Below are 24,721 nucleotides of genomic sequence, written 5' to 3'. Positions count from 1 at the left end.
CCGAGGGGGGAAGCCGTGTCCTGGAGCATGTCCCGTCGACTGATTCCGTTGTTCCTCGCCCTGCTGGTGGGCGCGGGTGGCTGTGAGCTGGAGCCCATCACCTCCCAGCCCCCCGGCAACCCGGCGCCCGGCAATCCGCCGCCCGGCAACCCGCCGCCCGACCCGGTGCCCACGGCGCCCTCGGCTCCGGAACAACTGGAGACGCATGCCGAGCCGGGCATGGTGATGCTCTCCTGGAGCCCTCCGAAGAGCGATGGGGGAAGTGCCCTCACCGGCTACCGGGTGAGCGCCGAGCCGCCAGAGGAGGCCCAGGAGATCGCGTGGGACGGCGTCATGGCCCGCGTCACCGGCCTGCGCGCGGGCGCCTCCTACCGCTTCTCCGTCACCGCGGTGAACGCCGTGGGTGAAGGCCCCGCCACCCGCTCGGAGTCCGTCACCCTGCCCGACGTCCCCGCAGCCCCGCCCCAGCCCTCCGTGGTTCGCGGCGATGGCCAGGTGCGCGTGAGCTGGACGGAGCCCGGCTCGGATGGGCGCTCGCCCATCACCGGCTACCTCGTCACCGCTCATCCCCAGGGCGTGCGCGTGACGGCCGACGCCAGCGCACGCTCCGCCGTGGTGGGCGGGCTGCTCAATGGCGAGTCCTCCACCTTCACCGTGCGCGCCCTCAACGCCGTGGGCGAGGGCCTCGACTCTCCCGCCTCGCTCAGCGTGGTGCCCGCCACCGTGCCCTCGGCCCCCGCCAGCGTCGAGGCCACCGTCACCATCCGTCGCGCCTCCGTCACCTGGAGCCCTCCGGCGAGCACCGGGGGCGTTCTGGTGCGGACCTACGTGGTGACGCTCGAGCCGGACGGACTCGCGCGGGAGGTGGATGCCGATACCCACGGCTTCGAGTACAGCGGCCTGAAGGACGGCACCGCGTACACCTTCACCGTGGCGGCCCGCAACGAGGTGGGCGAGGGACCGAAGCTCCGCTCCGCCTCCGTGCGTACCCCCGGCGTACCCGCCCAGCCCGGCGCGGTGAGCGTCACGGCGGGCATCCGCTCGGCCACGGTGACGTGGGAGGCCCCGGCCCATGACGGCGGCGCGCCCCTCACCGGCTACGTGGTGGATACCGCCCCCTCCGGCACCCGTGTGACGGTGGACGCCTCGACGCGCACCGCCACCTTCCCGGGCCTGAGCAGCACCCAGGCCCACACCTTCTCCGTGGCCGCCACCAACATCCTGGGCAGTGGCCCCGCCACCGTTTCGGCCGCCGTGCGTCCCCTCCCCGCTCCCGCCGAGGTGACGGACCTCCAGGTGGAGACCTCCGACGCGGGCTGCCTCACCATCTCCTACGCCCTGAGCCAGCCTGACGAGGTGCGCGCGGATGTCTCCGTGGAGGTGGACACCCCGGGCAGCGGCACCTTCTCTCCCGCCACCCAGGCCGGCAGCACCACCCATGAGGGCCTGCTCGCACGCCACGCTTCTCCCGTGGGCGTCGCCCACCAGTTCCTCTGGAACCGCGCCTTCGACGTGCCCGGCGCCGCCACCGTCCGTGTGCGCCTGAGCGCCCGCGTCCCCGGCACCACGCCCGGCTCGGCGACGCTCGAGCGCACCCTGCCCGCTCCCGCCCGCCGCTGCGAGCTCCGCCTGCCCACCAGCACCGTCCACCCCCTGAGCACCACGGCCCGCCGCGCCGTGAAGGGAGACTTCAACGGGGATGGCAAGCTGGACCTGGCGGTCGCCTCCGACTCCAGCGATACCGTCTCCATCCTGCTGGGGCTGGGCAACGGCAGCTTCCAACCTCCCCGCCAGCAGACGCTCCGCTACAACCTCAACCGCCTCGCCGCCGGGGACCTGGATGGCGACAGGATGGAGGATCTGCTCTGGCAGGACGGATACGGGAACCTCTGGGTCGCACGAAGCCTGGGGTTTGGAGGATTCGCGGACCCCGTCTCCTACCGCGTGGGGTACTCCGAGCTGGGCTCCACCGCGGACAGCTCTATCGCCCTCGCCGACTTCGACGGCAACGGCAGCCTCGACGTGGCCACGCTGGGAGGCTCCAGCCCCCTCTCCCTGGGAATCCTCGCCAACACGGGAGATGGGACGCTGGGTGGCTTCGCCGGCAAGGCCAGCGTGGCGTCCAGTGCCCTGCTCGCGGTGGCCGATCTCGACGAGGACGGCCGGATGGATCTGCTGGCCCTCGGGCAGAGCTGGTGGGGGAGCGCCGCCCTGCTGTCCAACGGGGATGGCACCTTCCGCGCGCGAAGCATCTCCGCTCCCGGAGCGCACACCCTCCAGGTGGACGATGTCGACGGCGACGGACACCTGGACCTGGTGCTCGCCCGGGAGGGCACCTCCAACGAAATCCAGGTCCACCTCCTCCGGGGAGATGGCCAGGGAGGGTTCTCCACGGCGGAGCTCGTGGACACACTCGTCGACGCCACCAGCGGCTTCCTCCCGGACGTGGCCCTGACGTCGGTGGACATGGACCGTGATGGCCTGAAGGACCTGGTGGTGACGCTCAGGTGGAAGGATGTCCTCGCCGTGCTGCGCGGGCGGGGAGCGGGGAGCTTCGAGCCGGCGGTGCTGCTCCCCTCGGGACGCGGCCCCTTCTTCGTCACCACCGGCGACTTCGACGGGGACGGCGGGGAAGACGTGGCGTCGGTGCAGAACCACAGCCGGGACGTGCGCGTGTGGCGCGACGCGCCCGAGCGCCTGTCGCTGCCCAGGAGCCCCGGAGGTGCCCTCGCCCAGGGAGACTTCAACGGGGATGGGAAGATGGACCTCGTCAGCGCCTCGGTGACGGACAGTGTCCAGGTGCACCTCGCCGGCGGCCCGGAAGGCCTGCGGGCCCAGACACCCACCCCGGTGGGAAGCCCGGTGTTCCGCCTGGTGGTGGGCCACGTCGACGAGGACGCGGCCCTGGACGTGGTGGTGCTGCGCAGCGTGAGCAACGCCTCGACCCTCGGGCTCCTCCTGGGCAACGGCGACGGCACCCTCCGCCTGGCCGCCGACATCCCCGTGGGGGCGATGCCGAGCCACGCCGCCCTCGGCGATGTGAACGGGGACGGACGGACGGACCTCGTCTGTCAGGTGATGGACGAACCCGAGCCCGGCTACCACACCCAGGAGGTCCGCTTGTTCCTCGGCCAGGGCGACGGCACCTTCGCCGCCCCCACGGTCGTGACGACGAGCCCCAACCCGGGCGCCCTGGCGCTGGGAGATTTCGACAAGGACGGCGCGCTGGACATGGCCGTGGCGCAGGATTCACCCGGCGGAGGCTTGCTGATGCTCAAGGGCCGGGGCGATGGCACCTTCCTGCCCCCCGTCCACGTCTCCTCGGAGGCGGGCCAGTCCAGCGGCCACATCGCCCTGGCGGACATGAACGGGGACGGCTACCTGGATGTCGTGCGCAGCGACTCCATCCACAACACCGTCCACGTGGTGACGAGCACGAGGAGCTGGATGCTGTGGGAGGGATGGACCAGCCCCGCGGGCGGCAACTGCTCCTTCGTGTCCGTGCAGGACTTCGATGGGGACGGGCGGCGGGACGTGCTGTGCGCCAACCCGGGCATGGACTCGGTGTCGCTGATGAGAGGCGAGGCCTCCCGGTGGCTGGCGAAGCCCCAGGTCTTCGGCGTGCGCGGCGGCGTCGCCGAGCTCGGCGTGTTCGACGTGAACGGAGATGGGCGGCTGGACATCCTCGCGGGGGGATACCCGACCGCCCATGGCACGCTGCTGCTCCAGCCCTGACAGGCACGCGGAGGGCAGGCGGGCGTGCAATGGTTACAAGAGTGGAAATTCCTTTCCCAGTAGAAAGGCCAGCCCGGGATGACCCCCGCGGTCACGAGAGGTAACGGGCTTCCCTCTCCTTCCAAGGACTTGGACAGGGAGTCCCCGCCCCGTGGGGGGTGGGCCACGCTTTGCACGAGCAGCCGGGCGGAAGGAGTCTCCCGCGTGTCCGCCCGTTCCCGCCCGGCTGGTTTCACCCTCGTCGAAATACTCATCGTCGTCGCCATCGTGGGCGTCCTGACGGCGCTCGCGAGCCTCGCGGTGTTCCACGGCACCACCCGGGTGCGCGTGAGCAACGCGGCCTTCGAGGTGGGGGCGCTGTACACCGCCGCACAGATGCGGGCCACCAGCATGGGCGTGCCCCACTACGTCGTCTTCCACGACGACGGCTCCGAGTTCGGCGTGTACCTGCTCGAGCGCGCGGACGCCGTGGGCCCCTTCAACTGGTCCCGCGAGGACGTGCTCGACGCCGCCAGCGTGGGCGGCATCCGCCACGAGCAGCTGCGCCTCTCGAACGAGGGCGGCCTGGGCTTCCTGGACATGAGCGCGCCGCGCTCGGAGCCGCGCGCGCTGCCGGCGCCCTTCTCCGCCATTCCGCTCACCCCGTCCGGCCCGGGCCGGCTGCTGGGGGGCTGCACCTTCTGCACCGAGGGCACCGGCGGCGCCCGGGGCGTCCTCCGCTTCTCTCCCGATGGCACCGTCCGCGTGATGACGGGCGGCTCGGACGCGGGCGGCGTCATCGCCTTCGCCCCCGAGTCGGGCGGCCAGGACAGCCCGCCCCGCTGGGTCGTCATCGCCGCGCCGGCCGGTGCCATCCGCGTCTACTAGGAGGAAACCGTCACCATGTCTCCGACTCCCCGCGCCTGGCGCGCCCGAGGCTTCAGCCTCATCGAGGCCATGGCGGCACTCGCCATCTTCTCCATCGGCCTGCTCGGCGTGCTGCACATGAACGTGCTGGCCAGCCAGCAGAACGGGCTCGCCCGGCGCCAGTCCACCGCCAGCAAGGTGGCGAGAGACCTGGTGGACGCCTTCGAGCGGCTGCCCTACGAGCACACGCTGCTGTCCAACGAGAGCACCCTGGAGCCGGCGGACCCGCGCTTCTCGCGCTTCGAGGAAGCGGATGGCTGGGTGAAGCTGGAGGACGCGTTGGCGCTCATCGGGGAGCGGCCGCTGCTCGGGGCGGCGCAGGCGAGCGTGAGCACCGGGGGCGGCACCGGCACCGGGTCCATCTACGAGGTGGCGTGGCGGGTGGCCCCCGTGAAGAACGCGGAGGGAGACACCGAGGCCCGCCGCATCCTGGTGATGGTGCGCTTCCCCACCACGGCGGGCGCGTACAAGCAGGTCAACGTCTGGGCGGTGAAGGCCAACCCCCAGGCCATGGGCCGGGGCGCCGCGGCCATTCCGGAGATTTGAGCATGCGCGCGCCCCGCCGTCCTCGTGGCTTCACCCTCGTCGAGCTGCTCGTCGGCACCGCCATCGGCGCCCTGGTGCTCACGGGCATCGGCCTCGTCTTCGTCTCGCAGGCCTCGCAGTACCAGGCCCACGCGAGCCGCCGCGCGGTGCAGTCCAGTGTGCGCCAGGCCATGGGCTTCATGGAGCGGCACGTGCGCAACGCGGGCTACGGCGTGGACCCGGACCGGGCCATCCTCGCCTACGACTCCTTCGACGCGCTCGGCAACACGCGGGGGGTGGGCTTCCCGGATGGCATCACCGTCCACGCGCGCGACCTGTACTTCCGCCGCCGCGCCACCGAGGTGGGCACGGACTTCCTGCGCTTCGACACCGAGCTCCAGCGGCCGCTGCGCAAGGGGGAGATTCTGTTGGTCCTCTGCCCCGGCGCGGTGCGCTACGCCTATGTGACGGTGGGAGAGACGGCGCCCGCAAAGAGCTTCTCCGTCAAGCTGGACACCACGCCGGCGCCGATGGACTCGCCCATGGGGCCTCCGGGCGCGCTCTTCCGCGAGCTGGACACGCTGGACGGCGAGGCCTGTTTCCACGACACGGAGCCACCGGTGGTGGTGCGGGTGGAGCGCTCCAGCTTCTACGTCACGGCCTTCGACGATGACGGGGACGCGGCAACTCCCGGCGGCACGCCCTACCTCATGCTGCACCGTGGGGTGGATCTCAACGACGACGGCACCATCGACGGCGAGGACGCCACGCCCATCGCGGTGGGCATCGAGCAGTTGCAGGTGGCCTACATCCTCAACACCCTGGGCGACACGCCGCCGCCGCTGGTGGGCGTGAACGACGATGACGTGCCCTGGGGCGAGACGTGGCACATCGCCACGCCCGAGTTGGCTCGGCCGCGCATGGAGGATGCCTATTCCTCGCCCCGGCGCCTGGGCTCGCACCCGGCCAACATCCGGCAGGTGCGGCTCACCCTGGTGGCGCGCAGCAGCCGGGCCGACACGCAACGCCCGGGAGATGACGTGCTCACGCCCGGGGCCCCGAGCGACGGGAGCTCCGCGCTCCCCACCAGCCCGCCCACGTGGCGGCCGCTGGAGAACCTGGGCACCACGCCGGCCCGTGCCTTCGAGCCGCGCGGCGGTGGCTTCTCCCGCGCCGTGCTGCGCGGCGCCATCGCGCCCAAGAACCTGCTGATGCGCTCCCAGTTCACCCCCGTCCACCTGGGTGGAGGGTGAGGCCGGTGTTCTAGCGGGAGAGGGGGCGGCGCAGGACCTGGATGGTTCTGTCGAACACCTCCGCGAACGTGGCGTCCTCGGGGCGGTGGGCCTCGAGGAGCGGCACATCCCCGGGCTGCCCGACGTACTGGAGGACCGTCGCGGCCCACAGGGCACAGCGCAGGGACTTCGCCGCCACCAACGTCCGAGCCGTCTCGCGCAACTGCACCCTGGCCTCGGTCGGCAGTGCCGTCAGCAGGCGCTTGTCGTCCAGCATCAGCAGGATGAAGAGGCGCTCGCAGAAGGAAAGTGCGTCTCCCCGCAACTGCGGCACCGCGCTGGGAGCCAGGGCCCTGGCCATGGAAATGAAGGCGGGAAGAACGGCCACCCACTCCTCTGGAACCTCTTCCTCCAACACCGGCAGCACCTCTGCCTTGAGCGCGACAGGCACCTGCACGTCCTCGGCCCAGGCGCGCAATTGCCCTGGAGACTTCTCCAGCAGCACCGACAGCCCGCGCAGGGAGGCAACCGCTGCTGGCGGCAGGCGCTCCAGTGCCCGCGCGACGGCGGGCCTCAGTTCCGGGTGACGTCTTCGCCACAGCGCTCGGGCCAGCGTGTTGACGTCTGAAGGAGAAACCCGCGGACCCGTCAGCCGTTCCAGCTGGCGTAGCAGCCCGCTTCGAGCCGAGCTGTCCGCGATATGTCCCAGCGCTTCCGTGATGACTTCAATGACGGAGGCCGCGTCGTAACCCCCACGCGCCTCTTCCACCTCGAGTTGCATCTCCAGGCGGCGCGCGCTGGAGGTACCAGCAAGCGCTCCGAGACCAAACGCCCCAGCTCGGCGCACCCGGGCGTCCTCGTGGTCCAGCATGGCCTCCAGCAAGGTCCGGGCTCGCCGGGCATCGAGCCCACGCACCAGCGCTCGGGCTCGAGTCTCGTCCCCTTCGCCGACCGCCGCCACCAACCCGGTCCGTACATGCTCTGTGTCTGTTCTCGACGTCATTGCCTACGAGCCAGACGAGGGGTAGTGGACGCCAGCGGGCACGTATCTCTGGATCAACCTGCCGTCAGGCATGTACAGCTCGAGGATGGCGCCAGGATCCGCTCGCTTCATTGCCTCGAACGCCTCCAGCTCGCGCCGCAGGTCCTTCGAATCAGAGTTCTTGCCCTGCGCTCGTCGTCAAGCGCCTCGACCACGGGGCGCTGCGCGCATCTACTCAGACTTCCGCGTCGGGCAGAAGCGTAAGTAGTAGCTCGTCGTCGGGCCCGAGTGGCCGCCACCCTGGAGGAGGAGGCCTGGCAAGGAGTTCATCGCCGATCCGCCTTACGCGCTCCTTGTGGGTTTCCGGAGTGAAGGTCCCCCAACGGGCGAGTGCAATGGCAGCCTTGAGGCGGTTTTCGTCGTCCAGCACGGCCGGCCAGCCGTTGGGGAGTGCTTTAGCCAGCTCGCGCACGACCTGGCCACGTATCAAGCGCGTGACCCGGCGGCTTCGCTCTGCCTCGGCAAGCAACGCGCTGAACACCTGCACTCCCGCGATATCGTCCGGGCCAAGCTCCTCGGCCAGCGCCACCAGCGAGGCAGTAGGGCGCGCCTCGGCGAAGGCGGTGAGCGAGTCGTAACCTCGCTCGCGGACCCGCTCGTACAGGCGCACCTTCCAGTTACCCTCCCAGGAACGTCCGTCGGTCATCGCTCACTTCCCTCGACAGCGGACGAAGTTCATCGGGATGTCGTACAACTGCATATAGACCGCGACGATCTCCAGGATGGTGTTCCGCGTCAACATCCGGCCAGCCTTGGCCTCGGCATCGTATAGCGCCTCCATGATCATCCGGTTCCATTCACCGGGCCACTTGCGTCCCAACTTCCAGTTTCCACCGCCGTGAATCGCCTGGTGGTGTGCCTGCTGCAGCGTGACGCAGAACCACTCGATGCTCATCTTGCCCGTGAAGCCGCGCATCTCGAACCACTCGCGGAGTTCGTTCGGCATGACATGGTGACGCGGGGGCTCGGCCATGCCGGCGCCTGTCTTGCCCGTCACGCGCATGGCACGCACCTCGGGCGAGTCACCCAGCGCCTCGCGCACGCCCCTCGAGAGGTCACCGTGGCCCTGAGCCATCATCACGTGGCCGGCCTGAATCCGCACCGCGGCGCTGACGGCGGGCACGGAGAGGACGCCCGCGCGCACCAACTGGCGCATCATCTCCACCCACTCGGCGGACACCACCATCCGCGTCCCCATCATCACGCCGTTGGGACCCACCATGAGGCCCACACCGAGCGAGACGGGAGCCGCCGCGCGCAACGCGGGCAGTGTGAACTTCAGCGCCGACAAGAGGGTGAGCGCCTCCATGGACTCCTTCAACACCAGCGCCGTCTCGAGGACTTTCGCCCCCTTGTTCATGTCCTCGAGGAGTGCGGCGAGCTCGCGCGAGAGGTGGCCTACCAGGGCGGGCATGTCCTGCGCCGCGGCCTCCACCTGCTCCGGCGCCTGCGACGAGAGCGCCGTCATGGCGGGCTCCAGCATCTTCTGCCAGCCGTCCAACCTCATGAAGAGCGCCTCCACGCTATTGAGGCGCCGGGAGAGTGCTGCGTCGGTGAGGGTGAGGAAGTCAACCCACACGGCCAGCAGCATGGAGCCCATCATCGCGGCCTCCAGCCGTGGGCCAGCGAGGCGCAGCAGGGCGAGCTGCATCTCCGGCGCCTCCACCTCCGACGCGGCGGCGGCCACCTCCGTGGCGGCGGCAAGCTCGGCGTCAATCCACCGCAACCGAGCTTCGCCATATTCGGCGTAGCGGACGAAGATGCCGTTGCCCGCGCCGACAATGCCCGAATCGCTGGCCTCGAGCCTGGAGAGTTCGCTGGAAACGCGGAGGGCGGAGCCGGACACCTCACGCAGGGCGCTGCGAAAAGCCAGGTGGGTCGCGAGGGCGCTCCGCCGCACCGTCGCGTCGGAGCTGCCTGGGGCCGCCGCCATCACTCCGGCCATGGCCAACCGGGTGCCACCGTGCGGGGAGTAGCCCAGGCTCCGCCCCGGGCCAGGCGGTGGCGTCAACGGCACACAGGCGTTGCATAGGAGGGCCAGGGCAAGCAACAGCCCCGTCCCCTTCGCCCCTGACGAATCAACGCGCATGGTCAACCCCAGGCCCATGCCCGGGACACTCTGCTCGCCTCCGTCATCCAGGACCTGGGCAGAGACACTGGCGGCCTGCGTTCGATGAAGCGCGCCCATGGGGACGGAGTCCCGCGGCAGACGGTGGGCCTCGAGGAGCGGCACAGCCTCGACCACGGGGCTCCGCGAGCATCTCCTCAGACTTCCTCGTCAGGCAGAAGCGTGAGCAGCAGCTCGTCGTCGGGCCCGCGCGGGAGCCAACCGGGCGGAGGTGGCGTGGCCAGGAGTGCATCACCCGCCCTGTCGGCGCGCTCCTTGTGGGTTTCTGGGGTGTACGCGAACCAGCGACCCATTGCCTTGGCAACCTTGAAGCGGTTGGCATGGTCCAGCACAGTCGGCCACCCATCGGGAAGACTCTGGGACAACATGCGCACGAGCACATCCCGCACGAAGCGAGTGACCTGCTTGCGCTGCTCCGCCTCGGCGAGCAATCCGCTCAGCACCTGCACTGCTGCGATGTCGTCCTTTCCGAGCTCTTCGGCCAACAAGTATAATGGGACAGCAGGGCGCGCCTCGGCGAAGGCGGTGAGCGAGTCGTAGCCTCGCTCGCGGACCCGCTCGTACAGGCGCACCCTCCAGTTACCCTCCCAGGAACGTCCGTCGGTCATCTCCCATTCTCCACCCCCGGGACACACTGCTCGCCTCCGTCAGCCGGGAGCAGGCAGGCGTGCAATGGTTACAAGAAGGGAAATTCCTTTCCCAGTAGAAAGGCCAGCCCAGGGTAACTCCGGCGGTCACGTGGGGTAGCGGGCTTCCCTCTCGTTCCAAGGGTTTGCGCAGGGAGTCCCCGTCCCCTGGGGTAGGTGGGCCACGCTTTGCACAAGCAGCCGGGCGGAAGGAGTCCTCCGCTTGTCCATCCGGTCCCGCCCCGCTGTGTTCCACCCCACCACCCGTTCCCTTCCCAACGGTCCCCGCGGCATGGCCCTCGTGATGGCACTGCTCGTCGTGGTCCTCGTCACCCTCCTGGTGGCCGGTGCCATCTCCTTCACCGGCACCGAGCGCAATGCCTCCGTGCTCCAGACGCGCGACGACGCGCTCTCGGCCTGCACCCAGGCGGCGCGCAACCTCTTCCTCGCCCGCCTCCGCGTACTCACCCCCAGCAGCACCGCCCAGGTGCACCTGGATGATGCGTATGGCCAGGGCATCATCCGCGCGGGCCACTTCACCGGCTCGACACCGGCCCCCACGCTGACGCACGTGGAGCGGCTGCCCGCCAATGCCGTGGGCGCCTCGCGCGACGCGGCCCGCGACATCAGCAACACGCTCGGCGACGCCGCGGAGGGCGCCTGGTGGTACTCCGTGACGGCGCTCTGCCAGGAGTACCCCGGCGGCCCCGAGCGCGAGGTCGAGTTCGTCATCCGTGTCGGCCTTCAGTAGTCCCCTCCTCCGAGGAAACGATTCCATGAACGCCCGGAGCCACCTCCGCCGCCTGTCCGCCACCGCGCTCCTGCTCGCCTCCGTCCCGGCCGCCACGGCCGAGGACCCGGGAGCCAGGGCCGCCTGCTGCCAGCTCACCACGTCGCTCGCCGCCGAGGCCCTGCGCGGCCAGGACATCACCGGCGACGAGCGCTTCTTCATGAGCGAGGGCACGCCTCCCAACGTGCACTTCCTCATCGACACCTCGGCGTCCATGCGCGAGCTGCCCCAGGTCAACGAGGGCAACCACGAGGCCTTCTTCGCCGCCGGGGACGGCTGCTCCAACCCGGACCTGCTCGCCATGCAGGCGGCCAACGGGTGGAACCCCACCACGGCGTACCCGGTGCCGGACGCGGACCACTCCGGCCTGTTCCGCGACGACAGGTTCTACGCGTACATGTTCTGGGAGGACCTCAACGCGCCGGCCTCGCAGTGGAACACGAAGGAGGAGGTCTGCGCGTACCAGCACCCGGAGAGCGCGGACCCCACGCGGGCGCTCTACGACGCCTGCCTCTCCTGCCTGGAGACGAAGGGCTTCTACAAGCGGCCGGGGGCCACGGGCTCGAGGCCGGGCACGGACCCGAGGCGCTACACGTATGCCTTCTCGGGCCGCCTCCTCAACTTCAACCCGCCCAAGTACGTGACGGCGAAGGCGGTGCTCAAGGCCATCCTCCGGGACATGCGCCAGGTGCGCGTGGGCCTCAGCTACTTCGACGCGGACAACACGGTGCACGGCGCGCTCATGTCCATGCCGCAGGGCCCCTCGTGCGAGCAGCTCGGCGCGGACCCGCGGGCCTTCGAGACCGTGCGCCCCAGCTACCTCGCGGCCGTGGACGCGCTGCGCTTCAAGGCCGCCACCCCGTTGGCCGAGTCGCTCCTCAACCTGGGGCAGTACTTCTCCTCCAGCAACGCCGTGTACACGGACGTCTTCGGCTTCGACTCGAGCTTCCTCAAGAGCGGCTTCCAGAACGCCTCGCTCTCGCGTCCGGAGCGCAGCTGGTGCTGGGGCTGCCAGGCCACATCCATCGTCATCGTCACGGACGGCGAGCCGAGCGCCGACGAGCACGTCCCGGCCAGCACCATCGAGGCCCTCAATGGCGGCGCGGTGGAGTGCCCCGCCTCGGAGCCGTGCCCGGAGGACGCGCAGCACAAGCTGGATGACGTGGCGAAGCTGCTCGCCACGAAGGACCTTCAGTCCAGCGGCCCCGCGGTGGTGGGGGACTTCGACACCGGGGGCCGGCAGAGCCTCACCATCCACGCCATCGGCTTCGGCATCAACGCCAACGTCCTCAAGAACGCGGCGCGCGTGGGAGGCGGCCTCTACTACCAGGCCAACGACGGCGCGGGGCTGAAGCAGGCCCTGGAGGACATCATCGCCAACGTGAACCGGCGCTCCACGTCCTTCTCCGCGGCGTCCACGTCCGGCGGACAGCTCGGCTCGGCGAGCGGCACGCTGGTGCCCCGCCTGCGTCCGGGCCGCGACCGGGACGAGCCGTGGCGCGGCTACCTCTACCGCTACAAGCTCGCCTCGGAGCTGCTGCTCGGCTGCAAGGCGGCGCTCGCCTCCTCGGGTGGAGATCCGTGGGATCTCAACCACGACAAGGACTGTGACGACGTCCACCTCATCGACATGGACGGGGACGCCGTGGTGGAGAACGAGGCCGGTGACTTCGTGAAGCTGAAGGACCGGCTGGTGCCGGCCAGGCCCTTCTGGGAGGCGGGCCAGAAGCTCAAGCCCTCGGCGGTGGCGTCCCAGCGGTGGAAGACGCGGGACATCTACACGCTCGTGGACAACGGTGGCCCCTCGGGCGGACCGGATGGGAAGCTGGACTCGCACGACACGCCGGTGGCCTTCACCGAGGCCCATGCGCCAGTACTGCGCGAGGCCCTCGGCATCGGCGCCAGCGGGTGCACCGTTGCGGGCGAGAAGCTGGGCCCGGACGACTGTGCCCGCGCCGTCATCCGCTACTACCGGGGCGCGGACGTGCTGAACACGGACAAGACGCGGCGCGACTTCGACCGGCCCTTCCTGCTGCATGACATCTTCCACTCGGCGCCGCAGACGGTGGAGCCGCCCATGCCGCGGGAATTCTGTGGCTTCTCGACGCAGTGCCTGCAGACGCTCTACGCGGGCCGCACGGAGCAGAAGCGCTACACGGAGACGGGCACGGGCCGCACGCGCGACGCCTATGACGAGTACGTGGCGCGCCACGAGCAGCGGGACAGGGTGGTGCTGGTGGGCTCCAACGGCGGCATGTTGCACGCCTTCCACAATGGCGCCCACACGGGGAAGGAGCCGCTCACCGGCCTGCCGAAGCACGACGAGGGCACGGGCGAGGAGCTCTGGGCCTTCATCCCCCCGGACCTGCTGCCGAAGCTGCTCCCCAAGCTGGGCCAGCACGGCTGGTTCGTGGACGGCACGCCCATGGTGCGCGAGGTGTGGCTGGACGGGGTGGGCGCCGCCGGGGACGCGGAGGCGGACGGGAAGAAGCAGGCCAGCGAGTTCCGCACGGTGGCGGTGGTGGGCTCGGGCACGGGCGGGGTGCACCGCTTCGCGCTGGACGTGACGGCGCTGATGAACAGCCCGGGCGTGGGACAGCCGGCCCGTCCTCCCAACCAGCAGGGGGACTTCCTGTGGATGTGGCCGCAGCCGTGTGACGCGCTCGCGCTCCAGTTGGGCGAGAGCGATGGACACTTCGCGCCGCGGCCCCCGCCGATGGGCCCGGTGGCGCTGGCGGACCCGGACGGCCCGTGGCGCGTGGCGGGCAAGCCGGCGCGCGAGGAGTGGGTCGTCATGCTCAACGGGGGATATGACCGCTCGCACAACCGGGGCCGGGGCCTGGCCATGGTGGACATGAAGACGGGCGAGACGCTGTGGAGCTTCTTCCACGGCGACGGCAGCGCGCGCTCCGAGCACCTGCGCCACCCCTTCGCGGCCAGCGTGGCGATGATGGACATTGGCGGCGAGCTCAGCTCCAAGCCGGATGGAGACTTGCTCTTCGACACGGCGACGGTGGCGGACTACGGGGGCCAGGTGTGGACGGTGCGCTTCTGGCAGCCCGGGGAGCGGCCCGCGGGCGGAGGCAGGGTGGCCAACTGGTTCGCCGCCCGCGCCTTCCAGGTGAAGCCCCCGGAGACGGTGGCGAGCCCCGGCGCCGACACGGTGCGGCCCGCCTTCAGCTACATGACCTCCAACACGGTGCAGTCGGACACGGGCTACCTGCGCACCTTCGTGGGGACGGGAGACCGCTACAACCTGGCGGAGGGCGGCGGGACGACGTGCCGGCTGTCCAACCCGCTGGGGTGCGCGCAGCTCGGGTGCCGCGCGAGCCAGACCGTCACCGTGCGGCGTGGCGGCTCGACGCTCTGGAGCGCCAGCACCACCTACGAGGGCTACCAGTACACCCCGAGCACCCCCACCCCGGCGACGGAGGGGGGCACGTGTGGCTCGACCCAGGTGGCCCTGGACTGGGACTACGACGCGGCCAACGGCTGCACGGCGAGCAGCTCGGGGCGGCTGGAGTACACCTGTGACGCCAGCGGCTGCCGGGTGACGAAGGACGACTGGGTGCCCGTGGCGGCGACGAAGCCCCTGCCGGCCACCAGCGTCAACCGCTTCTACGGCTTCTGGAGCTACGGGGTGAAGAAGGCGCGCACCTTCGACACGGCGGCGGCGGCCACGGCGTACGAGGCCGGCATGCTGACGGAGGACTCGCTGGTGGACGTGTCCCAGTTCGGGGCGGACGGGCGGGTGACGGCGGGCGAGAAGGAGGCCGGCTCCCTGGAGGCGGGGTGGTACGTGCGCTACGGGGCGTCCCGGGAGCAGACGGGGAGTGGCACGTCCATCGTCAACGGGTGCGTGCTGTGGAACAGCTTCGAGCCGGGGGCATCCGGGGGGATGTGCGCGGCCTCGGGGGGCCACCGGGCCCGGGTGTACCAGGCGGGCTTCGTGGGGGGGGCGGCGCGCTGCGCCGAGGGCTTCGCCACGGTGGCGGGCACGGGCGGGCGGACCTGGAAGCGCTTCGAGGAGCGGAGCGTGATGGCGGCCCCGGCCGACCCCGTGCCCCAACGGGGGCTGGAGACGGTGGACATCCTGCTCAACGAGCCGGGGACAGGCCCCCGGCGGCTGGGGGTGTCCCTGGAGAACGAGGCCCTCCAGTCCCTCTACCAACTGGAGCTGGACCGTTCCGGCCATGACTGCCGGCACGAGGCCACACGCTGCGAATAGCCCGCAACCATTGATTCCGGGCGGGGGCTGGCGTAGGCAACGGCCCTCACTCATTTTCGAAGGATTTCAAGCAGATGGCCGAGAAGCTGGCACCGCGCGAGAAGGGCTTTTCCGAGTGGTATGTGGACCTGGTCCAGAAGGCGAAGCTCGCCGACTACTCGGACGTGAAGGGCTGCATGGTCATCCGGCCCAATGGCTATGCCATCTGGGAGAACATGCAGCGGGTCCTGGACAAGATGTTCAAGGACCTGGGGCACAAGAACGCCTACTTCCCGCTGCTCATCCCCGAGAGCTACCTGAAGAAGGAGGCCGAGCACGTCGAGGGCTTCAACCCGCAGCTGGCGGTGGTGACGCACGCCGGTGGGTCGAAGCTGGAGGAGCCCTACGTCATCCGGCCCACGTCGGAAACCATCATCAACCGCAGCTTCGCCAAGTGGATCCAGAGCTACCGGGACTTGCCGCTGCTCATCAACCAGTGGGCGAACGTGATGCGCTGGGAGATGCGCACGCGCCTGTTCCTGCGGACGACGGAGTTCCTCTGGCAGGAGGGCCACACCTGCCACGAGACGGAGGAGGACGCGGAGAAGGAGACGCTGCAGATGCTGGAGGTGTACCGGAAGTTCGCCGAGGACTACATGGCGATGCCGGTGATGACGGGGCGCAAGACGGAGTCGGAGAAGTTCGCCGGCGCGCTGCGCACGTACAGCATCGAGGCGATGATGCAGGACAAGAAGGCGCTGCAGGCGGGCACGAGCCACAACCTGGGGCAGAACTTCGCCAAGGCGTTCGACACGACGTTCCAGGGCCGGGACGGCAAGCAGCACCACGTGTGGCAGACGTCGTGGGGCGTGTCCACGCGCCTCATCGGCGGGCTCATCATGACGCACTCGGATGACTCGGGGCTGATCGTTCCGCCGAGGCTGGCGCCGACGCACGTGGTGATCATCCCGATTGCCGGCAAGGCGACGGACGCGGAGAAGACGCAGGTGATGGAGAAGTCGCACGCGCTGGCGGCGGACCTGAAGAAGGCGGGCCTGAGCGTGGTGGTGGACGACGACGACACGAAGAGCCCGGGCTGGAAGTACAGCGAGCACGAGCTGATTGGCACGTGCCTGCGGGTGGAGCTGGGTCCGAAGGATCTGGCGAAGGGCTCGTGCGTGATGGTGCGGCGGGACGTGAAGCAGAAGGAGTTCGTGCAGCTGGACCAGGCGGTGGGCAAGGCCCAGGAGATGCTCGAGCAGATGCAGACGTCGCTGTTCGAGAAGGCGAAGAGCTTCCGGGAGGCGAACACCTTCGAGGTGAACAGCTACGAGGAGATGAAGGAGAAGGCGGACGCGGGGTTCCTGCTGGCGCACTGGAACGGGGACGCGAAGGTGGAGGCGCGGATCAAGGAGGAGACGGGCCTGACGACGCGCAACCGGCCGTTCGCGCAGAAGCAGGAGGCGGGCAAGTGCGTGGTGACGGGAGAGCCGTCGCCGGGCCGCATCGTCTTCTCGAAGGCGTACTGAGGAACGAGGTGAGGGGGCCACGGGTCCCAGGTTGGACCCGTGTGAAGCCCCCTCTCCCCCTGGGAGAGGGCTGGGGTGAGGGTCTACGCCCCGCCCGAGCCCTCTTCTTCTTCCCGTGAAGCCTCCTCGCCCCATCAAGCTGATTCTGGTGCTGTACCTCGCGGTGACGGCTGCCTGCGCCTCCCCTACCGAGGCGATGAGGGACGACGCCGACCCCTCCGTGGAGGAGTTCTCGTGCGACGTGCGCCCAGAGGGCTCCTCTCCAGAGTCCGCGCTGCCATTCGCGCGTGTGGAGGTATTACCCGAGGGCGGTGTCCGGCTGTACCTCCCACAGACGAAGACAGAACCCTCGTTCCAGCGATTCACCCGGGAAGACGCCCGGCGCATCCTCCAGCGGTTCCATGAAGACCTGGCCGAGTTGAAGCAGCGCGAGCGGTGGGTGGCTTCGGCGGCACCTGTGTTCGCCTCGGTGCGGCAATCCGACTCGGAGAAGGTTCTCCTGAAGGAGTACACGGAGCGTTACGGAGAACCCCGCCTCCCGCTGCCGGAATCCCTGCGCGACAGCCCTTTGCTCATGGCACTGAGGCTCTCCCCCCAGTACATGCCGGAGGGCATGCGGGAGGGCGCCGAGGAACTCTTCCGCGACCCCGCCTTCCTCGCGGGAGTCGCTGTCTCACTGGTGGTCTACGTCACGTCCTGGGCGGCACCGGAGCCACTGTTCACGAAGACCTTCGCGGTTGGGGTGACAGTGGTGCTCGTGTCCGCCTTCTCCCTCGCGGAACTGGCGCATGCGGGAGGAGCCGCGCTGAAGCTGTACCAGGCCACACGCAACATCCACACCCTGGCGGAGGTGGAGGAAGCAGCGAAACACTTCGGCCGATACGCGGGTGGAGCAACGCTGCGGGTGCTGGTTACCGTGGCGAGTTGGGGAGTCGCCAAGGTGGCGCCAGGGCCCGTGTCAGGGGGTCTGGGGAGGACATGGGCCGGCCTCAAGGATGTGCTCCGGTTGCCCCAACGGTTCGCCCTGCCACAGGGGGCGGGGCTGCTCGAAGCCACGGCATCGAGCACGGTGCGAGTGGGCATGAAGCAGGGAGTGCTCCTCATGGCGGGCGTGGCCACGGGCGCGACCGGAGCCTCGCTCCGTTCCGCCTGCGGCGATGGCCTCCTCGAGCTGCTCGGTTACACCTGGCACCATCTCGCGACGAACAAGAACAGGATTTCAAATTCGCGAGGAGGACCCTGGACGCCGCGCTTCGAGCGCATCTTCGCCAAGGCGGGAATGAGCCTGGAGGATGCCGCGAACAAGGTCTATCTGCTGAAGCACGCGGGGCCGCATTCCGAGGCGTACCACACGGAAGTCTTCGCGCGTCTCAGGGACGCCGTGCGAAAATGCCCGAACAAGAACGCCTGCAGGATCGAGCTGACCAAAGAGCTCAACATGATCGCGGACGAAGTCTGCACTCCGGGCACCAAGCTCCACCAATTGGCGACCACGCCATGAACTCCATTCGAGGAGAGCGGCTTGAGGTATTTCAAACTGTCAGAGGACATGCGCATCCTGGATCAATGGACGCTGGACAATCCGATGGAGGGGAACGGCCAGGAACTCTGGCATGGACTGCTGACCGACGGGCTGCCCATCTCGGTGCAGCAGCCGGCCCACATCGCTCTGTATGTCCCCGGGCGCGCCCTGCACTTCTCGACAACTGCACTCGGAATCCCCATCATCCACGGCAAGGTCAAAGCGCTCTTCGAGCAGCTCGGACTGAACAACCAGATTCAACTGTTCCCCATCACCGTCGAAGGACAGACCGAGCCCTACTACGTGATGAACCTGCTCCGGGTGATTCGCTGCATCGACGATGCGCGCTGTGAGGAGGTCGCGTATCGAACCATCGAGGACGGTTACGAGGACAGGATCGGCGAATACCGGAAGGTGGTCGGCATGCGCATCGACCCCAGCAAGGTGGGGGACGCCGAGATCTTCCGTCCCTGGGGCTGGCAGACGATCATCATCGTCTCCGAGCGCGTCAAACAGGCCATGGAAGAATCCGGTGTGACCGGCGCACGCTTCACGGAGGTCTGAGCCAGAACACCACTACCGCTGTGCGGCCCGGGCGAGCCGCTCGGACAGGCGGAGCAGGTGCTCGATGAGCTCCCTCGGTTCGTGCACCTCGAACTCGAACCCGAGCCACGCGAAATAGAACGCGAGCGCCTCGAGGCTATCGCCACCGGCGTGCACCAGACAGCGCTCCGCATCCAACTCCTCGATGCGTCCCGCCACTCCAGACAGCCGCTCGGACACCACACTCGCGGGAGCCTGCACCGTCACCCGCGCGCGGAACCGGTACGCCTCCGTCGAGACGGCCTGCGAGACATAGGCGGCCACATCCTCGGACGGCAGCGGGCGGGGCTTGAAGGAGCGCCCGGACCTCGGCCCCGGCCCGATGCGGTCCACCCGGAACGTCCGCCACGCCTCCCGGTCGAGGTCATAGGCGAGCAGGTACCACCGGTAGCTGGTGTGCACGAGGCGGTAGGGCTCGACGGACCGTGCGCTCGCCGTGCCCTCACGGCTGCTGTAGTCGAAACGCAGTACCTCCTCGTCGCGGCACGCATTGGCGATCACCGCCAGCGCCTCGGCATCGACCCTGGGCGCCGTGTCGCCGATCCGCACGCTCACCGCCTGGAGGGCATTCACCCGTCGCCGGAGCCGCTTCGGCAGCACCTGCTCCAGCTTTCCGAGCGCCCGCACCGCGGCCTCTTCCAACCCCTTCACGGGCCCGCTCGCGGCCACACGCAGCCCCACCGCGACGGCGACCGCCTCCTCGTCCTCCAACGGAAGCGGGGGCAATTCCTTCCCGGCGCCCAGCTGGTACCCACCGCCGACCCCCCCGGCCGCATGCACCGGGTACCCGAGGCTCCTCAACCGGTCCACGTCCCTCCGGACGCTGCGCTCGGTGACGCCGAGCTCACGCGCCAGGTCCCCGCCGGCCCAGAAGCGCCGGGACTGCAACAGGGACAGGACCTTGAGCAGCCGGGCGGACGTCTGGACCACGGTACGCCTCCTCTCATCGCGGACCGAATCTGTCCGCGACCCTTCCTACCTTTTCTTCATCACACGGGCGAGCCCAGCAAGCCCGCCCCGAACCGAGGAGCATCCCGCCATGAGCCACACCCCCTCCGCGCAGAGCCCCATCACCCCTGGCCTCCGGACGTACAAGGGCAGCTGCCAGTGCGGCGCCGTGCGCTTCGAAGTGGACTTCGACCCGAGCCAGGGGACGACCCGGTGCAACTGCACCATCTGCACCAAGACGGCGTGGTGGGGCATCAACGTGAAGCCGGGGGCCTTCCGGCTGCTCTCCGGGAAGGAGCTCCTGGGCGACTACTCGAGGTCCGAGGCCTCGCATGCCCGGTTCTGCAAGGTGTGCGCGATCCGCCCTTTCGGGCACGGGCACATCCCCGAGATGGGCGGGGACTACTCCTCCGTGAACGTGAACTGCCTCGATGGGGCGGACATGACGGACATCAAGGTCACGTACCTCGACGGGCTCCACGACACCTGGGAGCAGCTCGCCGTGGCGCCGTACGTGAGTCCGTTCTCCGCCGGAGCGCGCGCCTGAGCGAGGAAGCCGCCCTCACGCCGTGGCGCGGGGCGCCTTGCTGGCCGGGACGAAGGTGGCCACGGGCTCCTTCTTGCCGGCCACCGGGAGCGGCGCCGCGGCCTCGAAGTGGAACTCGTCGCCGCAGCGCGACAGGGTCGCCTCGGACACGAGCATGGGCACGCCCACCTTCTTCGTCAGCCCCTCGATGCGGCTGGCGAGGTTCACCGCGTCCCCAATCACCGTGTACTCGCGCCGCTGCTCCGGGCCCACGTCCCCCACCACCACCCGGCCCGTGTGGATGCCGATGCCGATGCTCAGGGGCGCCTCGCCCCGGGAGCGGCGCTCGGCGTTGAGCGTCTCCAGCGCGTCCAGCATGGACAGGCCGCACGCCACCGCCGCCTGCGGATGTCCGGTCATCTCCAGCGGCGCGCCGAAGTACGCGAGAATCCCATCGCCGATGAACTTGTCGAGCGTCCCCCCGTGGCGGAACACCACCTCCACCATGTGCGCCAGGTACTCGTTGAGCAACCGCACCACCTGGGGGCTCTCCAGCTGCTCGGACATGGCGGTGAAGCCGCGGATGTCCGCGAAGAGCAGCGTCACCTCGCGGTGCTCGCCCACGGACTCGTTGGTACCGCGCTCGGCGATGCGGCGGGCCACCTCGGGCGAGAAGTAGCGGCCCAGGCGGTTGCGGCGGATCTCCTCCCGGCTCACCTCGCGCACGAGCCCGCGCACCTGGCGGCTGGCCAGCGAGGAGATGGCCGCGACGATGAGCAGCACCAGCACCACGCCCGAGGCCCGGCCCACCGTGAAGATCTCCAGGCGGGACATCAACACCAGTTGAAGGAAGCACGCGAGCACGGTGGCGGCGCCCACGCTCACGTACGAGTCACTCAGGGTCGCCACGCCCATCACCAGGCAGCCGGCGGCGCAGACCGTCAGTCCGGCCGTGAAGGCATTGTCCGGGGAGACGGCCAGCCCCATGAACTGGATGAAGAAGAAGAGGGGCATGTCCACCAGCAGCAGGCCGGACTCGGGCCGCCGGAGCAGCACCGGGAGGAACCCGCTCCCGAGCCACAACACCACCGCGAGCAGCAGGTGGAAGGCCACCGCCTTCAGGGGGACGCTCCAGTCGAACGTGAAGGCCACCAGCCACCAGGCCGCCACCACCTGGACGCGGAGGCGGTACGTCCAGCGGCCGACCCGGGCACGCTGCGCCTCGAACCGCTGCTGGAGGAGCTCTTCGAAATGGGAGGACTCCATGGCGTCACCCCGCGGCACGGAACCCCTTGCGGGACGGGAGGAAGGTGGCCACCGGCTCGCTCTTGCCGGATACCGGGAGCGGCGCCGCGGCCTCGAAGTGGAACTCGTCGCCGCAGCGCTCGCGCGTGGCCTCGGAGACGAGCAGGGACACCCCCACCTTCTTCGTCAACCCCTCGATGCGGCTGGCCAGGTTCACCGCGTCTCCAATCACCGTGTACTCACGCCGCTGCTCCGGGCCCACGTCTCCCACGACGACGCTGCCCGTGTGCAGCCCGATGCCGATGCTCAACGGCTCCTCGCCCCGGGAGCGGCGCTCGGCGTTGAGCGTCTCCAGCGCGTCCAGCATGGCCAGGCCGCACGCCACCGCCGCCTGCGGGTGCCCCGTCAGCTCCAACGGCGCGCCGAAGTAGGCGAGAATCCCATCGCCGATGAACTTGTCGAGCGTGCCTCCGTGGCGGAACACCACCTCCACCATGCGCGCCAGGTACTCGTTGAGCAGCCGCACCACCTGGGGGCTCTCCATGCGCTCGGACATGGAGGTGAAGCCGCGGATGTCCGCGAAGAGCAGCGTCACCTCGCGGTGCTCGCCCTGGGCGCCGTCGGAGGTGGCGCCGGCCTGGAGGATGCGGCGGGCCACCTCGGGCGAGAAGTAACGGCCCAGGCGCGTGCGGTGCGTCTGCTCCTGGGAGACCTCGAGCACCAGCTTGTACATCTGCCGGCGCGTGTACTGCGCCGCCACGGCCGCCAGGACGAGCACCAGGGCCACGCCCGGGAGGTTGTCCGCCACGCTCCGGCCCGTGCGCTGGACGAGCGCCGTCTCCAGGGCGATGCCGAGCAGGGTGGCCAGGGCCAGGGCCACGCGCGAGCCGCCCAGCAGGGCCATCAACGTCACCAGGATGATGTAGACGCCCACCGTGACGCCGGAGAGCACCTGGCCGTTGATGGAGAGGGCCGCCGCCGGGGCCTGGATGACGAAGACGGCGGGCATGTCCAACACCAGCACGGCGAGCTCCGGCCTGTGGCGGAGCAGCGGGACGAAGCGGAGGCCCGCCCACAACGCCACGGAGAGGAGCAGGTAGGCGCCCACGCTCGAGAGGTGCATGCTCCAGTCGAAGACGAAGGCACAGGCGAGCCAGCCCAGGGCCCCCAGGGCGCGGAAGCGGTACACCCAGTGGCCCATCCGCACACGCTGTGCGTCGAGCCGCTGGCGAAGGATGTCGTCGAGGGCGGACTCGGTGACGGACTCGGTGACGGACTCGGTGGACACGAGCCGGGGAGGCTAGTCCAGCCCCCGCGCGTTCTCCAGAGAGCGGCGGTGTTGGGCTATCCTCGGAGCTCCAATGGCGAGCTTCGGTCACGTCGCGGTGGGAATGGCGCTCGGACGCCTGGGCGTAGGGCAGGCGACCCCGAGGCGCATGGGCCTGGCCATGCTGGGGATGTCCGCGCTGGCCATGCTGCCGGACGCGGACGTCATCGCCTTCGTGCTGAGGATTCCCTACGCGGCGACCTGGGGGCACCGGGGGGCCTCGCACTCGCTCCTGCTCGCGGCGGCGGTGGCGGCGGTGGTGGCGGCCGGGACGCGGCTGGCGCGGGGGCCGGCCGTGAAGGCGGGGCTGCTCACCCTCGCCGCCCTGGGCAGCCACGGCCTGCTGGACGCGATGACCACGGGGGGCCTCGGCGCGGCGCTCCTCTGGCCACTGGACGACACCCGCTACTTCCTCCCGCTGCGTCCCATTCCCGTGGCCCCCATCGGCGCGGGCATGCTCTCCCGGCGCGGCCTGTACGTCGTCCTCGTGGAGCTGCTCCTCTTCCTGCCCTTCTGGGCCTATGCCCTCTGGCCTCGCCGCCGCGCCGTCCGGCCAGTGGAGGGATGACGCCATGCGCCTCTTCGTCGCCGTCACCCTGGGACCCGGCATCGAGTCCCAGGTCTCGGCCGCCCTCCCGCGCCTCGAGGCCCTGGCGCCCCACGCGCGCTGGGTGCCCGCGGCCAACCTGCACCTCACGCTGAGTTTCCTCGGAGAGGTGGAGGCCGAGCGGGTGTCCGCCGTGAAGGACGTCCTCACCCGGGTGGGCCCGGCCCACGCCCCGCTGGTGTTGCACATCCAGGGCGGAGGCGGCTTCGGCTCGCCGGCCCACCCGCGCGTCCTCTGGGCCGGCGTGAGCGGGGACACCCAGGCCCTGGGGGCACTGCAGGCGGACGTGGCGGAGGGGTTGAAGCCGCTGGGCTTCGAGCCCGAGCACCGCGAGTACGCCGCGCACCTCACGCTGGCGCGGGCGAAGGTGCCCCGGGGAGACCGGCAGCTGGCCGAGTGCGTGCGCGTGCTCCAGGGCGAGACATGGGGCGAGGCGCGGGTGGACCGGCTCCTCCTCTTCGAGAGCCTGGGTGGCGGATACCACCCCCGCGCCGAAGTCCCCCTGAGCGGCGGCTGACCCCCTCTCCCCCTGGCATCCACCGTGCAGTGAAACCCGGCGAGGCGCGGTGGACGCGCCCGAAAGGACCGGGTTTCCATGCGTTGGCTGAAGCTCTCGCTGCTGTCGCTGTCACTCCTGGCCCACACCGCGGCTGGCGCGCCACGCCCCCTGGAGGGCGAGTTGCGGACGGGGGACCTCGTCTTCCACACCTCGCGCTCGCGGCAATCCGCGGCCATCCAGGCGGCGACGGACAGCCCCCTGTCCCACGTGGGACTGGTGGAGGTGACCCCCGGGGGCGTGTACGTGGTGGAGGCGGTGCAGCCGGTGAAGCGGGTGCCCTTCGCGAAGTGGAAGGCACGTGGGGTGGGCGGCCGTCTCCTGGTGCTGCGGCCCGAGCAGCTCCCCGAGTCCCAGCGCCAGGCGGCCGTGAAGGAGGCCAGGCGGCACCTGGGCAAACCCTATGACTGGCGCTTCGAGTGGGATGATCGCGCCATGTACTGCTCGGAGCTGGCGCGCAAGGCGTACTCGGCCGCCGCGGGCGTGGACTTCGGGAAGATGGAGCGCCTGGGCACACTCGATGTGAAGCGGCTGGGGCCGGCGCTCCAGCAACGCTACGGCGGGAAGGTGCCCCTGGAGCTGGAGCTCATCACTCCCGCGAGCCTCGCCGCGGACGAGCGCCTCACGGTGGTGCATAACGACTTCCACGAAGTCCGCTGAGTGCCCA

20 protein-coding genes are annotated in these 24,721 nt (G+C 70.0%); 13 read left to right on the top strand and 7 right to left on the bottom strand.

The annotated features are described in order from the left end of the window. The first annotated feature begins 27 nt into the window (after positions 1 to 27). The 4 genes from Q664_RS47840 to Q664_RS47825 all read left to right on the top strand — a co-directional run bounded on the left by Q664_RS47840 (position 28) and on the right by Q664_RS47825 (position 6,419). Positions 28 to 3,735, top strand: coding sequence for an FG-GAP-like repeat-containing protein (locus tag Q664_RS47840; protein WP_160174662.1), 3,708 nt, complete (start codon positions 28 to 30; stop codon positions 3,733 to 3,735). A gap of 204 nt (positions 3,736 to 3,939) precedes the next feature. Then, positions 3,940 to 4,602: a pilus assembly FimT family protein gene (locus Q664_RS47835; protein ID WP_043413030.1), complete on the top strand. Its 663-nt coding sequence runs from the start codon at positions 3,940 to 3,942 to the stop codon at positions 4,600 to 4,602. Positions 4,603 to 4,617: 15 nt separating this feature from the next. After that, positions 4,618 to 5,187 carry a type IV pilus modification PilV family protein gene (locus tag Q664_RS53775; protein ID WP_052519613.1) on the top strand — a complete coding sequence of 190 codons (570 nt, stop codon included), beginning with the start codon at positions 4,618 to 4,620 and terminating at the stop codon, positions 5,185 to 5,187. A gap of 2 nt (positions 5,188 to 5,189) precedes the next feature. After that, entirely contained in the window at positions 5,190 to 6,419 is a 1,230-nt protein-coding gene (locus Q664_RS47825; protein WP_043413028.1) for a PilW family protein, read from the top strand. Positions 6,420 to 6,429: 10 nt separating this feature from the next. Here the strand turns inward: Q664_RS47825 and Q664_RS47820 are convergent, their stop codons facing one another. The 4 genes from Q664_RS47820 to Q664_RS47805 form a co-directional block, all read right to left on the bottom strand. Beyond that, entirely contained in the window at positions 6,430 to 7,314 is an 885-nt protein-coding gene (locus Q664_RS47820) for a hypothetical protein (protein ID WP_152622780.1), read from the bottom strand. A 301-nt stretch (positions 7,315 to 7,615) separates the two neighbouring features. Beyond that, the gene (locus Q664_RS47815; protein WP_043413022.1) at positions 7,616 to 8,086 is read right to left on the bottom strand and encodes a hypothetical protein; all 471 of its coding nucleotides are present in this window, start codon (positions 8,084 to 8,086) and stop codon (positions 7,616 to 7,618) included. A gap of 3 nt (positions 8,087 to 8,089) precedes the next feature. Next, the gene (locus Q664_RS47810) at positions 8,090 to 9,685 is read right to left on the bottom strand and encodes a DUF2380 domain-containing protein (protein ID WP_235217163.1); all 1,596 of its coding nucleotides are present in this window, start codon (positions 9,683 to 9,685) and stop codon (positions 8,090 to 8,092) included. Between the two features lie 20 nt (positions 9,686 to 9,705). Further along, a complete protein-coding gene (locus Q664_RS47805) occupies positions 9,706 to 10,176 on the bottom strand; it encodes a hypothetical protein (RefSeq protein ID WP_043413020.1) in 471 nt (156 codons plus the stop codon). Positions 10,177 to 10,417: 241 nt separating this feature from the next. Here Q664_RS47805 and Q664_RS47800 point away from each other — a divergent pair, with 241 nt between their 5' ends. From Q664_RS47800 to Q664_RS47780, 5 genes are all read left to right on the top strand, one after another. After that, positions 10,418 to 10,945 (top strand): hypothetical protein, encoded by a 528-nt coding sequence (locus Q664_RS47800; RefSeq protein ID WP_152622779.1) that lies wholly within the window; start codon positions 10,418 to 10,420, stop codon positions 10,943 to 10,945. A 25-nt stretch (positions 10,946 to 10,970) separates the two neighbouring features. Next, positions 10,971 to 15,212 (top strand): pilus assembly protein, encoded by a 4,242-nt coding sequence (locus Q664_RS47795; RefSeq protein ID WP_052519611.1) that lies wholly within the window; start codon positions 10,971 to 10,973, stop codon positions 15,210 to 15,212. 74 nt (positions 15,213 to 15,286) lie between these two features. Then, positions 15,287 to 16,720 carry a proline--tRNA ligase gene (proS, locus tag Q664_RS47790; protein ID WP_043413017.1) on the top strand — a complete coding sequence of 478 codons (1,434 nt, stop codon included), beginning with the start codon at positions 15,287 to 15,289 and terminating at the stop codon, positions 16,718 to 16,720. Positions 16,721 to 16,835: 115 nt separating this feature from the next. Further along, complete coding sequence (locus tag Q664_RS53770; RefSeq protein WP_052519610.1) at positions 16,836 to 18,221, top strand: AHH domain-containing protein; 1,386 nt, start codon at positions 16,836 to 16,838, stop codon at positions 18,219 to 18,221. A 48-nt stretch (positions 18,222 to 18,269) separates the two neighbouring features. Beyond that, positions 18,270 to 18,806 carry an imm11 family protein gene (locus tag Q664_RS47780; protein WP_043413015.1) on the top strand — a complete coding sequence of 179 codons (537 nt, stop codon included), beginning with the start codon at positions 18,270 to 18,272 and terminating at the stop codon, positions 18,804 to 18,806. Between the two features lie 12 nt (positions 18,807 to 18,818). Here Q664_RS47780 and Q664_RS47775 read toward each other — a convergent pair whose 3' ends face one another. Beyond that, a complete protein-coding gene (locus Q664_RS47775; RefSeq protein WP_043413012.1) occupies positions 18,819 to 19,775 on the bottom strand; it encodes a helix-turn-helix transcriptional regulator in 957 nt (318 codons plus the stop codon). A 109-nt stretch (positions 19,776 to 19,884) separates the two neighbouring features. On the opposite strand from Q664_RS47775, the gene Q664_RS47770 reads away from it, so the two are divergent. Further along, positions 19,885 to 20,340: a GFA family protein gene (locus Q664_RS47770; RefSeq protein ID WP_052519609.1), complete on the top strand. Its 456-nt coding sequence runs from the start codon at positions 19,885 to 19,887 to the stop codon at positions 20,338 to 20,340. Positions 20,341 to 20,355: 15 nt separating this feature from the next. Here the strand turns inward: Q664_RS47770 and Q664_RS47765 are convergent, their stop codons facing one another. Then, positions 20,356 to 21,585: an adenylate/guanylate cyclase domain-containing protein gene (locus Q664_RS47765; protein ID WP_052519618.1), complete on the bottom strand. Its 1,230-nt coding sequence runs from the start codon at positions 21,583 to 21,585 to the stop codon at positions 20,356 to 20,358. Between the two features lie 4 nt (positions 21,586 to 21,589). Next, a complete protein-coding gene (locus Q664_RS47760) occupies positions 21,590 to 22,852 on the bottom strand; it encodes an adenylate/guanylate cyclase domain-containing protein (RefSeq protein WP_043413007.1) in 1,263 nt (420 codons plus the stop codon). Positions 22,853 to 22,925: 73 nt separating this feature from the next. Between Q664_RS47760 and Q664_RS47755 the strand changes: the two genes are divergently transcribed. The 3 genes from Q664_RS47755 to Q664_RS47745 all read left to right on the top strand — a co-directional run bounded on the left by Q664_RS47755 (position 22,926) and on the right by Q664_RS47745 (position 24,714). Further along, the gene (locus tag Q664_RS47755) at positions 22,926 to 23,459 is read left to right on the top strand and encodes a metal-dependent hydrolase (RefSeq protein WP_043413004.1); all 534 of its coding nucleotides are present in this window, start codon (positions 22,926 to 22,928) and stop codon (positions 23,457 to 23,459) included. 4 nt (positions 23,460 to 23,463) lie between these two features. Continuing rightward, on the top strand, positions 23,464 to 24,015 hold the full coding sequence (gene thpR / locus Q664_RS47750; protein ID WP_043413002.1) for an RNA 2',3'-cyclic phosphodiesterase: 552 nt from the start codon (positions 23,464 to 23,466) through the stop codon (positions 24,013 to 24,015). 78 nt (positions 24,016 to 24,093) lie between these two features. Next, a complete protein-coding gene (locus Q664_RS47745) occupies positions 24,094 to 24,714 on the top strand; it encodes a YiiX/YebB-like N1pC/P60 family cysteine hydrolase (protein WP_043412999.1) in 621 nt (206 codons plus the stop codon). Positions 24,715 to 24,721: the final 7 nt, after the last annotated feature.

This window comes from Archangium violaceum Cb vi76, assembly GCF_000733295.1.
Taxonomy (GTDB): domain Bacteria; phylum Myxococcota; class Myxococcia; order Myxococcales; family Myxococcaceae; genus Archangium; species Archangium violaceum.
This window is presented reverse-complemented; position numbering and strand designations above follow the sequence as displayed.

What these genes read in the sequence shown, in the direction of transcription:
- Q664_RS47840 (WP_160174662.1), top strand. Translation starts at nt 28, where the DNA reads ATGTCCCGTCGACTGATTCCGTTGTTCCTCGCCCTGCTGGTGGGCGCG.
- Q664_RS53775 (WP_052519613.1), top strand. Translation starts at nt 4,618, where the DNA reads ATGTCTCCGACTCCCCGCGCCTGGCGCGCCCGAGGCTTCAGCCTCATC.
- Q664_RS47825 (WP_043413028.1), top strand. Translation starts at nt 5,190, where the DNA reads ATGCGCGCGCCCCGCCGTCCTCGTGGCTTCACCCTCGTCGAGCTGCTC.
- Q664_RS47815 (WP_043413022.1), bottom strand. Translation starts at nt 8,086, where the DNA reads ATGACCGACGGACGTTCCTGGGAGGGTAACTGGAAGGTGCGCCTGTAC.
- Q664_RS47805 (WP_043413020.1), bottom strand. Translation starts at nt 10,176, where the DNA reads ATGACCGACGGACGTTCCTGGGAGGGTAACTGGAGGGTGCGCCTGTAC.
- Q664_RS47795 (WP_052519611.1), top strand. Translation starts at nt 10,971, where the DNA reads ATGAACGCCCGGAGCCACCTCCGCCGCCTGTCCGCCACCGCGCTCCTG.
- proS (WP_043413017.1), top strand. Translation starts at nt 15,287, where the DNA reads ATGGCCGAGAAGCTGGCACCGCGCGAGAAGGGCTTTTCCGAGTGGTAT.
- Q664_RS47780 (WP_043413015.1), top strand. Translation starts at nt 18,270, where the DNA reads ATGCGCATCCTGGATCAATGGACGCTGGACAATCCGATGGAGGGGAAC.
- Q664_RS47770 (WP_052519609.1), top strand. Translation starts at nt 19,885, where the DNA reads ATGAGCCACACCCCCTCCGCGCAGAGCCCCATCACCCCTGGCCTCCGG.
- Q664_RS47765 (WP_052519618.1), bottom strand. Translation starts at nt 21,585, where the DNA reads ATGGAGTCCTCCCATTTCGAAGAGCTCCTCCAGCAGCGGTTCGAGGCG.
- Q664_RS47755 (WP_043413004.1), top strand. Translation starts at nt 22,926, where the DNA reads ATGGCGAGCTTCGGTCACGTCGCGGTGGGAATGGCGCTCGGACGCCTG.
- thpR (WP_043413002.1), top strand. Translation starts at nt 23,464, where the DNA reads ATGCGCCTCTTCGTCGCCGTCACCCTGGGACCCGGCATCGAGTCCCAG.
- Q664_RS47745 (WP_043412999.1), top strand. Translation starts at nt 24,094, where the DNA reads ATGCGTTGGCTGAAGCTCTCGCTGCTGTCGCTGTCACTCCTGGCCCAC.